The organism is Streptomyces sp. NBC_01197 (assembly GCF_036010505.1).
Lineage (GTDB): Bacteria > Actinomycetota > Actinomycetes > Streptomycetales > Streptomycetaceae > Streptomyces.
Window position 1 is genome coordinate 613,213 of the sequence record NZ_CP108569.1, and the last position, 12,762, is coordinate 625,974.

Sequence of the window (12,762 nt, forward strand, 5' to 3'; positions counted from 1 at the left end):
GGCTGCGATGTCCCAGCCGGCTACCACTCGATCTCGTCGGTGGAGCAGATGCGCGCGCTCATGTTGCGTTCCATCATGCGCAACGCGGCGTCAGCGAGGTCATCGTGGATGTGGGCGACAGCGTCACGCGGGACGGTGACCTTGAGATGCCGAATGTGCGCGTCGAGGGCGGAGTACAGGACGCACTGCTCGGTGACCTGGCCGCAGAGCACCACGTGGGCGATGCCGAGCTGGTTGAGCAGGTAGGCAAGCGGCGTCTCGTAGAAGATCGAATGTCGCGCCTTCACCACGAACAGCGACGTGTCGTCCGGCCGGATGGGCTCGACCAGTTCCGCGTGCGGGGCCGCCAGCGCGGTGTCGACGATCTCGCCATGGTGCGATCGCCATTCCCCGAAGTTGTCGTTGACGTAGATCACCGGAATGCCGTCGGCGCGGGCCCGTTCCAGCAGCCGGGCGATCGTCGGTACCACCTCCGACACGGTGGGAAGGAGGCGGTTCGCATCGGGGTGGTCATATGTGTTGATCATGTCAATGACGATGAGCGCGCTCTTGCTCATGAGCCGGGCGCCGCTCGTCGCGGGCGGGCCTGTGCCGCCCGGTTACTGAGCACGCTGAAAGTGGACGACACTGCCGTCACGCTCCTTTCAGGATTCGCGGGCGGGCCACACCCCCACGTGGGACAACGTTCCGCCGTTTTCGCTCCTCCTACCACTCGGGTGACCTCTCCCCCGGGGCCTGAACCGCTCCCGGGCCCCCTTATTTCTTCCTGTGGTTATTTCTTCCTGTGGGGTTTCCGTCGCGCTCTTGCGGCTACGCGAATGGCTGATGGCTGTGGCTACGGCGGACAGCGCCGAGATGCCACAGCCGCCACTCCGCGTGAGGATGTTCGAGGCGACTCGGATCTTCGCGTCCTGTGAGCGAAGGCAGGGGCAGCCAGGTCCGCGTGCCCGCGTCATGCGCACACGTTCGTGAGACTCGGGAAAGGAAGGGAGCCATGCAGCCGGAGCCGGCGCAGGACGCCGCCACAGGGGCGGGCGCGACAGCGGCCTTCGACACAGCCGGGCTTGAGAAGGCGCTGCTGTCCAGGGTGCGGGGCGAGGTGCGGTTCGACCCGGGGAGCCGGGGTGCCTACTCCACGGACGGGTCGAACTACCGGCAGGTGCCGACGGGTGTGGTCGTGCCCCACGATGTGGAGGCGGGCGCCGAGGCGGTGCGAGTGTGCGCCGAGTTCGGCGCGCCGGTGCTGTCCCGGGGCGGCGGCACCAGTCTGGGCGGCCAGTGCACCAATACGGCGGTCGTCATCGACTGGACGAAGTACTGCCACCACCTGGTGTCGGTCGATCCGGAAGCCAGGACCTGTGTCGTGGAGCCGGGGATCGTACTCGACGAGCTCAACCGGCAACTGGCCGGTCATGGGCTGAAGTTCGGGCCGAAGCCCGCGACTCACAGTCACTGCACGCTGGGCGGGATGATCGGGAACAACTCCTGCGGCGCGTCGGCCCAGGCGTACGGGAAGACCGTGGACAACGTACGGCGCCTGGAGATCCTGACCTACGACGGGCTGCGCTGCTGGGTCGGCCCCACCACTGACGCGGAGTTCGATGACATCGTCGCCGGGGGCGGCCGCCGGGCCGAGCTGTACCGGGGCCTGCGGCAGATCAGTGAGCGCTGCCTCGCGGACATCCGGCGCGGATACCCGGACATCCCCCGCCGGGTGTCCGGCTACAACCTCGACTCGCTGCTGCCCGAGAAGCACTTCGATGTGGCCGGGGCCCTGGTGGGCAGCGAGGGCACTCTCGTCACGGTGCTGTCGGCCGAGCTCGACCTGGTGCCGGTACCGGCTTACGAGGCGATGGCGGTGCTCGGGTACAGCGACATCTGCGCCGCGGCCGATGACGTACCGCGGGTGCTGGAGCACAGCGATCCGGAGCTCCTGGAGGCGCTGGACGGACGCATGGCCCAGCTGATGCGGGAGGAGCACTCCCATCTGGACTCACTGGCCCGGTTCCCCGAGGGGGAGAGCTGGCTGCTGGTGCAGTTCAGCGCGGAAAGCCGCGAGGAGGCCGACTCCAAGGTTCGCGACATGCTGCGGGCGCTGGGGCGGGACGAGCACGATCCTTCGGTCGCCGTCTCCGACGATCCGGGGCGCGAGCAGAAAATGCTCCAGGCCCGCGAGGCGGGGCTCGGGGTCACCGCGAGGCCGCCGGACGACCGCGAGACATGGGAAGGCTGGGAGGACTCCGCGGTCCCGCCCGAGCGGCTGGGCGACTATCTGCGTGATCTGAAGAAGCTCTTCGACGAGTTCGACTACGACCACCCGTCGCTCTACGGACACTTCGGCCACGGATGCGTGCACACCCGTATCCCCTTCGGGCTCAAGACCGCTGACGGTGTGGCGGCCTTCCGGGAGTTCCTGATGAGGGCCGCCGATCTGGTCTCCTCCTACGGCGGGTCGCTGTCCGGTGAGCACGGTGACGGACAGGCACGCGGCGAGCTGCTGACCCGTATGTTCGGCGACCGGCTGGTCGCAGCGTTCGGCGAGGTCAAAGCGCTCTTCGACCCCGGCAACCGGATGAACCCGGGCAAGGTCGTCGATCCGTACCGGGTGGATGAGAACCTGCGGCTGGGGCCTCTGTGGCGCCCCCGTGACGACGACACCGAGTTCGGCTACCCGGAGGACGACCATTCGTTCACCCGGGCCGTGATGCGGTGTGTCGGTATCGGGAACTGCCGCAGCCACCAAGGCGGTGTGATGTGCCCGTCCTACCGGGCCACCGGTGAGGAGGAACACTCGACCCGGGGCCGGTCCCGGCTGCTGTTCGAGATGCTGGGCGGCCACGCCGACTCGCCCGTCACCGACGGGTGGCGCTCGGCTGAGGTCCGCGACGCCCTCGACCTGTGTCTGGCCTGCAAGGGCTGCAAGTCCGACTGCCCGACCGGTGTCGACATGGCCACGTACAAGGCCGAATTCCTCTCCCACCACTACGAGGGGCGGCTGCGGCCCGCCGCCCACTATTCGATGGGCTGGCTGCCGCTGTGGGCGCGTCTGGCACGGGTGGCGCCGGGTCTGGCCAACGCTGTCCTGCACGCCCCGGGGCTGGCGCGGATCGGCAAGCGCCTCGCCGGGGTCGCCGCCGAGCGTGAGGCGCCGCTCTTCGCCGGGGAGTCCTTCGCCGAGTGGTGGGTCCGGCGCGGCACCCCGGAGCCCGATCCCTTCGATCCGCGTACGGTCGTTCTGTGGCCCGACACCTTCAGTAACCACTTCCATCCCGGCGTGGCCAAGTCCGCGGTGCGGGTGCTGGAGGACGCCGGGTTCAAGGTGGCGGTGCCGCCCGGGACGGTGTGCTGCGGGCTCACCTGGATCTCCACCGGCCAACTCGCGACGGCGAAGCAGGTGTTGAACCGCACGCTGGACGTGCTGCGCCCATGGATCGAGGCGGGCACCCCTGTCGTCGGACTGGAGCCGTCCTGTACCGCTGTCTTCCGCTCCGACGCGCCGGAACTGATGCCCGACGACCAGGACGTGCAGCGCCTCGCGCAGCAGTTCAGGACGTTCTCCGAGCTGCTTGTCAACGACGCCCCCGATGGCTGGCAGCCGCCGTCGCTCAGCCGCACTGCCATGGTGCAGACGCACTGCCACCAGCACGCGGTGATGAAGTACGACGCCGATCGTGAGCTGATGAAGCGCGCCGGCATCGACGCTGACGTACTGGACGAGGGGTGCTGCGGTCTGGCCGGGAACTTCGGCTTCGAACGCGGCCACCACGACGTGTCCATGAAGGTCGGCGAACAGGGGGTACTGCCCGCCGTGCGCGAGGCGTCGCCCAGCGCTCTGGTCCTCGCCGACGGGTTCAGCTGCAGAACGCAGATCGAACAGGGCGACACCGGGCGCCGCGCGATGCACCTGGCCGAGGCCCTCGCGCTCGGCCTCGACCCCCATGCACCCGCGGACCATCCGGAGAAACTCACCGAACGTCCCGGCGCCTCGCCGAACGGCGCCCGCCTGACCACAGCCACGGCCCTCGCGGCCGGGGCGGCAGGGGCCGCCATCGGTGTGTGGGCGTGGCGGCGCCGCTGATCCGTGATCCGAACGGGCAGGGCCGCGGATGAGCCCTCGACGCCCGGCCAAGACCATCCAGAAGTCGAACGAGAGGAAGCCCCGTGTCGATCAAGGTGTCCGACTACATTCTCCAGCGACTGCGCGAGTGGGATGTCGACCATGTCTTCTCCTACGCCGGTGACGGCATCAACGGCCTCCTGGCCGCCTGGGGGCGCGCGGACAACAAGCCGAAGTTCGTCCAGGCGCGCCATGAGGAGATGGCGGCCTTCGAGGCGGTGGGTTACGCCAAGTTCTCCGGCAAGGTCGGTGTGTGCGCCGCGACGTCCGGCCCGGGAGCGGTCCATCTGCTGAACGGTCTGTACGACGCGAAGCTCGACCACGTCCCGATGGTCGCGATCGTCGGACAGACCAACCGCACCGCCATGGGTGGCTCCTACCAGCAGGAGGTCGACCTGCTGAGCCTCTACAAGGACGTCGCCTCCGACTTCTGCGAAATGGTGACGGTCCCCGAGCAGCTCCCCAATGTCATCGACCGGGCCATGCGCACCGCCTACGCCCGCCGGTCGGTGACCGCGATCATCATTCCGGCCGATGTGCAGGAGCTGGACTACACGCCTCCGGCCCACGCCTTCAAGATGGTGCCCTCCAGCCTGGGCATGGCCCAGTACGCTCCGGTGCCCGCCGCAGCCGAGATCACCAAAGCGGCCGAGGTACTGAACGCGGGAGAGAAGGTCGCGATCCTGATCGGCCAGGGGGCCCGCGGTGCCCGCGCCGAGGTCGAGGAACTGGCCGATGTGCTGGGCGCCGGGGTCGCCAAGGCGCTGCTGGGGAAGGACGCGCTGCCCGACGATCTGCCGTATGTGACCGGGGCGATCGGCCTGCTGGGCACCCGTCCGTCGTACGAACTGATGCAGGACTGCGACACGCTGCTCGTCGTCGGCTCCAGCTTCCCGTACACCCAGTTCATGCCCGAGCTCGACCAGGCGCGCGCGGTGCAGATCGATATCGACCCCCACATGATCGGGATGCGGTACCCGTTCGAGGTCAACCTGGTGGGCGACGCCAAGGAGACGCTCAAGGCGCTGTTGCCGCAGCTGAAGCGGAAGAAGCACGGGGCCTGGCGCAAGAAGATCGAGAAGGACACGGCGCGCTGGTGGGAGGTTATGGAACGGCGGGCCGCCGTGGAGGCCGACCCCGTCAATCCGGAGTACGTGGTGCACGCGCTCGACGCACTGCTGCCGAACGACGTGATCCTCGCCGCCGACTCCGGCTCAGCCGCGAACTGGTACGCCCGGCACCTGCGGATGCGTGGGACGATGCGCGGCTCTCTGTCCGGGACCCTCGCCACCATGGGGCCCGGTGTGCCCTATGTGATCGGCGCCAAGTTCGCCCACCCGGGCCGGCCTGCCCTCGCGATCGTGGGTGACGGTGCGATGCAGATGAACGGGATGGCCGAGCTCATCACCGCTGCCAAGTACTGGCAGGAGTGGGAGGATCCCCGGCTGATCGTGGCCGTACTCAACAACCAGGACCTCAACCAGGTCACCTGGGAGATGCGCGCGATGTCGGGGGCCCCGCAGTTCCTTCCCTCACAGGCGATCCCGGATGTGCCCTACGCGGACTTCGCTCGGTCCATCGGCCTCGACGGGGTACGGGTGGAGAAGCCGGGAGAGGTGGAATCCGCCTGGCACCGGGCTCTGGGCGCCGACCGCCCCTTCGTCATCGACTTCCGCACCGACCCCGCCGTACCGCCCATTCCGCCGCACGCCAGCCTGGACCAGATCGAGGCCGCGGCCGCCGCCATCGCCAAGGGCGACAGTGACCGGGCGGGCATGATCCGGCAGGGCTTCAAGGCCAAGGTGCAGGAAATGCTGCCCGGCGGCCACCGGCACGGCGACGCTCCGGAGTCCCGGGGAGGGGCTGACAGTTGATTGCTCCAGGCACTCCTCCGGATACGGACCCGCTGGTGGCGGGCGTCGAGGTCGCCGCGTACACGGTGCCGACCGACGTACCGGAGGCGGACGGCACGCTGGCCTGGGAGTCGACCACCCTGGTTCTCGTGCAGGTGCACTGCGGCGACGCCGTGGGGCTCGGCTACACCTACGGTGCGCCGGCCACCGCCAACGTCATCAGGGACCACCTCACGTCCGTGGTGACCGGCCGGTCCGTCTGGGACACACCCGGTGCCAACGAGGCCATGACCCGGGCCCTGCGCAACGCCGGGCGCCCGGGTGTGGCCGCCGGGGCCGTCTCCGCCGTCGACATCGCGCTGTGGGACCTCAAGGCCCGCCTGCTCGGCCTCCCCCTTGTCCGGCTGCTCGGTGCGAGCCGGACCGAGGTGCCCGTTTACGGCAGCGGGGGCTTCACCACGTACGACGAAGGGCAGCAGGACCGCCAGCTGCGTACCTGGGTGGCGGAGCAGGGCATCCCACGGGTCAAGATCAAAATCGGTGAGTCCTGGGGGCAGGCGGAGAAGCGGGACCGCGAACGCGTCGCACGGGCCCGGCGGAGCATCGGTGACGACGCTCAGCTGTTCGTCGACGCCAACGGCGCGTACACGGTCAAACAGGCTGTCCGGCTCGCCCGGCACCTCGATGACAACGGCGTCTCCTGGTTCGAGGAGCCCGTGTCGTCCGATGACCTCCGGGGTCTGGCGCGCATCCGGGACGCGGTCACGACGGAGGTCACCGCCGGCGAGTACGGCTACACGCTGTCCTACTTCCGGCACATGCTCGACGCGGGCGCCGTGGACTGCCTGCAGGCCGACGTCACCCGATGCGGCGGCATCACCGTATGGCTGCGCGTCGCGGCGCTCGCCGAGGCCGCCGGACTCCAGATCTCCGGGCACTGCGCCCCGCACATGCATGCCCACGTGGCGGCGTCCGTGCCGAACCTCCGTCATCTCGAATGGTTCCACGACCACGTACGCATCGAGCGGATGCTGTTCGACGGCGTACTCGACCCGGACGGCGGGGCGCTCCGGCCCGGCCTGTCCGGAGCGGCCGGGCTCGGCCTGACACTCCGCCACGAAGCAGCCGAGCCCTACCGCATCGCCTGACCTGATCCCGGTCCATGCCCCCGCCCGCCGAGAGGACGTTCCGCCATGGTGACACCGAACGCCACCGACACCGGTGCGGCGTTCACCCCGCATGTGCTGCGCGACTACGCGCTGCTGGCCGACGGAGAGCGGGGCGCACTGGTCGGCCCGCAGGGGGACATCGCGTGGATGTGCGCTCCGCACTGGGACTCCGACGCGGTGTTCTCCGCCCTCATCGGAGGCAGTGGGGCCTACGCGGTCACCCCACAGGACCCGCACCATGTGTGGGGCGGCTCCTATGAGCGGGGAAGCCTGATCTGGCACAGCCGCTGGATCACCACCGACGGCCCCATCGAATGCCGCGAGGCGCTCGCGTTCCCCGGCGACCGCGACCGGGTGGTCCTGCTGCGCCGCGTCCTGGCAGTCGACCGCCCGGCGCGCGTACGGGTGCTGCTGGAGCCACGGGGCGGGTTCGGGTACGACCACAACCGCCACCTGAGGCAGCACGGCGGGGTATGGACGGGACGGACAGGCCCACTGCGGTGGCGCTGGACGGGCGCCGAAGCGGCGCGGCCGACCGACCACGTGGACGGCAAGGGCGAGCTGCTGGCATTCGATCTGACCGTGCCCCCGGGCGGCCACCACGACCTGGTGCTGGAGCTGTCCAGGGAGGCGCTGCCCGATGAACCGGTGGACGCGGACCTGGCATGGGCAGCCACTGAGGCGTCCTGGGCGCGGGCCTGCCCGGCGCCCGCCAACACCATCGCGACGCGCGACGCACACCATGCCCAAGCGGTCCTGCGCGGCCTGACGAGCAGTGGTGGCGGCATGGTCGCCGCGACCACGATGTGCCTGCCCGAGCGCGCGGGCACCGGCCGCAACTACGACTACCGCTACGCGTGGATCCGGGACCAGTGCTACGCGGGCATCGCTGCGGCGGGTGTCGGCGCCGACGAGCTGCTCGATTCCGCGGTGGGTTTCGTCTCCGCCCGGCTCCTCGAAGACGGGCCGCACCTCAAACCGGCCTACACCGTCACGGGCGGCGCGGTGCCCTCCGAGCGCGAGCTGAACCTGCCCGGCTATCCGGGCGGGACCGACAAGGTCGGCAACTGGGTGAACCAGCAGTTCCAGCTCGACTCGTTCGGCGAGGCCCTGCAACTGCTGGCCGCCGCTGACCGGCGCGAGCGTCTGGGCCCCGAAGGATGGGGCGCCATACAGGCCGCTGTCGACGCGGTCGAGCAGGTCTGGTCCCGGCCGGAAGCCGGCCTCTGGGAAATCGACAACCGGCGCTGGACGCACTCGCGGCTCGCCTGCGTCGGCGGCCTGCGTGCCGTCGCCGCGCTGCCGGGCAGAGCCAGGGACGTCGCCCGGTACGCATCGCTCGCCGACACGATCCTGGCCGACACCGCGCGTACCAGCGTGCACGCCGACGGCCGGTGGCAGCGGGCGCCCGACGACCCCGGCGTCGACGCGGCACTCCTGCTGCCGCCCGTTCGCGGCGCGCTGCCCGCCTCGGACCCCCGCACCCTCGCCACCCTGCGCGCCGTCCGGGAGGAGTTGTCCCGCGACGAGTACGTCTACCGCTTCCGCCACGACCAGCGGGCGCTCGGCGACGCCGAAGGGGCTTTCCTGCTGTGCGGATTCATGATGGCGCTGGCCGAGCACCAGCAGGGTCACACCGTGCGCGCCCTGCGTTTCTTCGAACGCAACCGGGCGGCATGCGGATCGCCCGGGCTGTTCTCGGAGGAGTACGACATCACACAGCGGCAGCTGCGCGGCAACCTGCCGCAGGCCTTCGTCCACGCACTGCTCCTGGAGTGCGCGGGCCGCCTCACCGAAGAGCCTCCGCCGCCCGGATAGCGCCGGCTCAGTGCGAGCCGCGCCCGCTTTCCCGAGGCCGGCCGGCACTCCACCCCAGTCAGAAAGGACGGGCACACAGATGCCGCAGACCGTAGTGATCACCGGAGCGAGCGCAGGCGTCGGGCGGGCCACCGCCGAGCTCTTCGGCCGGCGCGGGGCGAACGTCGTCCTCCTCGCGCGCGGTGAGGCGGGGCTCAAAGGCGCGGCCCACGATGTCGAGGAGGCCGGTGGTACAGCCCTGGCGATCCCCACCGACACCGCGGACTACACAGCCGTCGAGGCCGCGGCCGAGCAGGCCGAGCAGACCTTCGGACCCATTGACGTATGGATCAACGTGGGCTTCACCTCGGTGTTCGCCCCGTTCGCCGAGATCGGGGCGGATGAGTTCCGCCGCGTGACCGAGGTGTCCTACCTGGGCTTCGTACACGGAACCATGGCCGCCCTGGCCCGCATGAAACCGCGCGACCGCGGCACCGTCGTACAGGTCGGCTCCGCGCTCGGATCGAGGAGCATCCCCCTGCAGTCCGCGTACTGCGGCGCCAAACACGCCATCAACGGGTTCACGGAATCAGTACGCTGCGAACTCATCCACGACCACAGCAATGTACACATCACCATCGCGCAGCTGCCCGCGGTCAACACCCCGCAGTTCTCCTGGGTGCTGTCCCGGCTGCCGCGCCACCCGCAGCCGGTGCCCCCGATCTATCAGCCCGAAGTCGCGGCCCGCGCCATCGTGTTCGCAGCGGACCATCCCCGGCGCAAGCAGTACTGGGTGGCCGGGAGCACGGCCGCCACGATTCTCGCGCAGAAGTTCGCTGCGCCCCTGCTGGACCGCTATCTGGGCCGCACGGGCTACGACTCCCAGCAGACGGCCGAGCGTGTGCCGGAGCGCCCCGGCAACCTCTGGGAGCCCATGGACAAGTCCGGAGCCAAGGACTACGGGGCGCACGGATCCTTCGACAACAACGCGCACACACGGAGCGTGCAGGTCTGGGCCTCCCAGCACGCCCGGCTGGTGTCAGCGGTGAGTGCGGCTATCGCCCTCGGGGTGGGCAGAGCGCTCATCGGACGGGCACGGAAGTGACGTCGGTCCACGGAGAACAGGGAGAACCGCCGCCGCAGGGCGGCACACCCGAAGCCCCGGACCCGCGGCGCTGGACCGCGCTCGGGGTGTGCCTGATCGCCGGCTTCATGACGCTCCTGGACGTATCCATCGTCAACGTGGCGCTGCCCTCGATCCGCGAAGGACTGCACACCCCGGAATCCGATCTGCAGTGGGTCCTGTCCGGGTACGCGCTCGCTTTCGGTCTGTTCCTCATCCCGGCGGGCCGGCTGGGGGACGCGCGAGGCCGCCGCGCGGTGTTCATGGTGGGCCTTGCTCTCTTCACCCTCGCGTCGGCGGCCTGTGGCGCGGCCCAGTCGAGTACGTGGCTGGTGATCGCACGGCTGGTGCAGGGCGTGGCGGGCGGCCTGATCTCGCCGCAGATCTCCGCACTGATCCAGCAGATGTTCCGCGGCGGCGAGCGCGGCAGGGCCTTCGGGATGTTCGGCACCGTGGTGGGCATCTCGACGGCCGTGGGACCGCTCCTTGGCGGCCTGCTGATCCAGGCGGCCGGCCCGGAGGAGGGCTGGCGATGGGTCTTCTACGTGAACCTTCCGCTGGGCGCCGTCTGCCTCCCGCTGGCCCGGCGGCTCCTGCCCGACACCCCGACCGCCGGCCATGTGCGACTGCGCGACCTCGACCCCCTCGGTGTCTTCCTGCTCGGCGCCGGTGTGCTGGCGCTGCTCCTGCCCTTCGTTCAGGCCCAGCAGTGGCACGGCGGGCTGAAGTGGCTGCTGCTGCCGGTCGCACTGCTGCTGCTCGGCGGTTTCACCTGGTGGGAGTCCCGCTGCTCAGCGGGTGGCGTCCAGCCCGTACTGAACATGGCGCTTTTCCGTGTGCGTTCGTACTGGCTGGGATGTCTGCTGATCCTGCTGTACTTCGCCGGTTTCACCTCCATCTTCTTCATCAGCACGCTGTATCTGCAGAGCGGGCTGCACTACAGCGCACTGCTCGCCGGGCTGTCCATCACCCCCTTCGCGCTCGGCTCGGGTGCCACCGCTGCCCTGGGAGGCCGGCTGGTGGGCCGGTTCGGCCGGCCGCTCATCGCCATCGGGCTGACCATGGTGGCGGTGGGGCTGGGCGGCACGGCCCTGGCGGTGCACATGGTGCCGGGCCGCGGGGCGGGCTGGGCGATGGCGGCGCCGCTGCTGCTGGCGGGGCTCGGGAGCGGTCTGGTGATCGCCCCGAACCAGACCCTGACGCTGTCGGAGGTTCCGGTGGCGATGGGGGGCAGCGCGGGGGGCACACTCCAGACCGGCCAGCGGGTGGGCTCGGCGGTCGGCATCGCCGCTGTGGGCTCGGTGTTCTTCGCCCAGGTGGCCGACGGGTGGCCGACCGCGTACGACCACGGCCTCATCGTGTCGGTCGCGTTCGTGGTCGCCGCGCTGATCGCGGCCCTGGCGGACATCGGCACGAACCGCCTCAGCCGGGAGGGCTGACAGGGTTCGGCCGGAGGCCGCCCCCGTCCCCGCCCCCGCGTCGGTTGGCGCTCGGACTTCCAGTAGCGCGCGCATAGGCTGACGCCCATGCCGGACTCCGCGCCCCGCCCTGAACCGTTCACCCCGCAGGCCTCCCCCTCGGCTCTCGAGGACCTCCGTGCGCGGCTGCGCGCGACGCGCTGGCCCGATTCGCCCGAGGACGCCGGGTGGTCGCTCGGGACCGACGTCGGCTACCTCCGCGAACTGGTCGCCTACTGGGCGGACGAGTTCGACTGGCCCGCGCAGGAGGCGGCGCTCGCCCGGCTGCCCCGTTTCCGTGTCCCGGTCGGCGGCCTCGGGATCCACTTCGTACACGCCCGGGCCACCGCGCCGGCCGGGCCCGTCCTTCCGCTGGTCCTCTGCCACGGCTGGCCGGACTCCTTCTGGCGCTACGCGAAGGTCGTCCCGCTCCTCACCGACCCCGGCGCGCACGGGGCCGACCCCGCCGACGCGTTCGACGTGGTCGTGCCCGACATGCCGGGCTACGGGTACTCCGACCGCCCCACCGGCCTGCCTCTCGACTCCGTCTCGGTCGCCGGCCTGTGGGCCCGACTCATGGGCACCCTCGGCTACGAACGGTTCGGCGCGGCGGGCGGGGACGTCGGCAGCCACGTGAGCCGCTACCTCGCACTCGACCACCCCGACCGGGTCGTGGCCGTCCACCGCACAGACGCGGGCCTGCCCGTTCTCACCGGCGACCCGGCGGACCTCGCACCCGATGAGCGGGCCTGGTTCGACGGCGTCGCGTCCTGGGGCGCGACCGAGGGCGCTTACGCCGCCATGCACCGCACAAAGCCCCAGACCGCCGCTTTCGGGCTCACCGACTCGCCGGCCGGGCTCGCCGCGTGGATCGTCGAGAAGCTACGGGGCTGGAGCGACTGCGACGGCGAGATCGAGCGGAGCTTCACGAAGGACGAGATCCTCACGAACGTCACGCTCTACTGGCTCACGGAGACCATCGGCTCGTCGATGCGCATGTACAGCGCGAACGCCGCGATCCCGCCGGCGCAGCTCGCCCGCCGGGTCGAGGTCCCGTCCGGCTTCTCGCTCTTCCAGGGCGACATCGTCCGCCCGCCGCGGGCGTGGATCGATCGCACGGCGAACGCCGTGCGCGTGACCGAACCCGAACGCGGCGGGCACTTCGCGCCGTTCGAGGAGCCCGAGCTCTACGCGGAGGAACTGCGGGCGTTCTTCCGCCCCTACCGGGATGCGAAGTGACCTGCCG

Annotated in this window: 8 protein-coding genes; 7 read left to right on the top strand and 1 reads right to left on the bottom strand. The window is 70.5% G+C overall.

Annotated features, from left to right (window positions below):
- Positions 1-20: 20 nt before the first annotated feature.
- Positions 21-557: an isochorismatase family cysteine hydrolase gene (locus OG452_RS02810; RefSeq protein ID WP_327293996.1), complete on the bottom strand. Its 537-nt coding sequence runs from the start codon at positions 555-557 to the stop codon at positions 21-23.
- Between the two features lie 437 nt (positions 558-994).
- Between OG452_RS02810 and OG452_RS02815 the strand changes: the two genes are divergently transcribed.
- The 7 genes from OG452_RS02815 to OG452_RS02845 all read left to right on the top strand — a co-directional run bounded on the left by OG452_RS02815 (position 995) and on the right by OG452_RS02845 (position 12,755).
- Complete coding sequence (locus OG452_RS02815; RefSeq protein ID WP_327293997.1) at positions 995-4,078, top strand: FAD-binding and (Fe-S)-binding domain-containing protein; 3,084 nt, start codon at positions 995-997, stop codon at positions 4,076-4,078.
- 89 nt (positions 4,079-4,167) lie between these two features.
- Positions 4,168-5,991 (top strand): thiamine pyrophosphate-requiring protein, encoded by a 1,824-nt coding sequence (locus tag OG452_RS02820; RefSeq protein ID WP_327299488.1) that lies wholly within the window; start codon positions 4,168-4,170, stop codon positions 5,989-5,991.
- A 35-nt stretch (positions 5,992-6,026) separates the two neighbouring features.
- On the top strand, positions 6,027-7,118 hold the full coding sequence (locus OG452_RS02825) for an enolase C-terminal domain-like protein (protein WP_327293998.1): 1,092 nt from the start codon (positions 6,027-6,029) through the stop codon (positions 7,116-7,118).
- Positions 7,119-7,163: 45 nt separating this feature from the next.
- Complete coding sequence (locus OG452_RS02830) at positions 7,164-8,957, top strand: glycoside hydrolase family 15 protein (protein ID WP_327293999.1); 1,794 nt, start codon at positions 7,164-7,166, stop codon at positions 8,955-8,957.
- 79 nt (positions 8,958-9,036) lie between these two features.
- Positions 9,037-10,041, top strand: coding sequence for an SDR family oxidoreductase (locus OG452_RS02835; protein ID WP_327294000.1), 1,005 nt, complete (start codon positions 9,037-9,039; stop codon positions 10,039-10,041).
- Positions 10,038-11,498, top strand: a complete 1,461-nt coding sequence (locus OG452_RS02840) for an MFS transporter (RefSeq protein ID WP_327294001.1) — start codon at positions 10,038-10,040, stop codon at positions 11,496-11,498. The genes OG452_RS02835 and OG452_RS02840 overlap by 4 nt, the downstream gene beginning before the upstream one ends.
- Before the next feature lie 87 nt (positions 11,499-11,585).
- Positions 11,586-12,755 (top strand): epoxide hydrolase family protein, encoded by a 1,170-nt coding sequence (locus OG452_RS02845; RefSeq protein ID WP_327294002.1) that lies wholly within the window; start codon positions 11,586-11,588, stop codon positions 12,753-12,755.
- Positions 12,756-12,762 lie beyond the last annotated feature (7 nt).

Excerpts from the sequence above, each read along its gene's own strand:
- OG452_RS02810 (WP_327293996.1), bottom strand. The coding sequence starts at position 557 with ATGAGCAAGAGCGCGCTCATCGTCATTGACATGATCAACACATATGAC.
- OG452_RS02830 (WP_327293999.1), top strand. The coding sequence starts at position 7,164 with ATGGTGACACCGAACGCCACCGACACCGGTGCGGCGTTCACCCCGCAT.
- OG452_RS02815 (WP_327293997.1), top strand. The coding sequence starts at position 995 with ATGCAGCCGGAGCCGGCGCAGGACGCCGCCACAGGGGCGGGCGCGACA.
- OG452_RS02845 (WP_327294002.1), top strand. The coding sequence starts at position 11,586 with ATGCCGGACTCCGCGCCCCGCCCTGAACCGTTCACCCCGCAGGCCTCC.
- OG452_RS02835 (WP_327294000.1), top strand. The coding sequence starts at position 9,037 with ATGCCGCAGACCGTAGTGATCACCGGAGCGAGCGCAGGCGTCGGGCGG.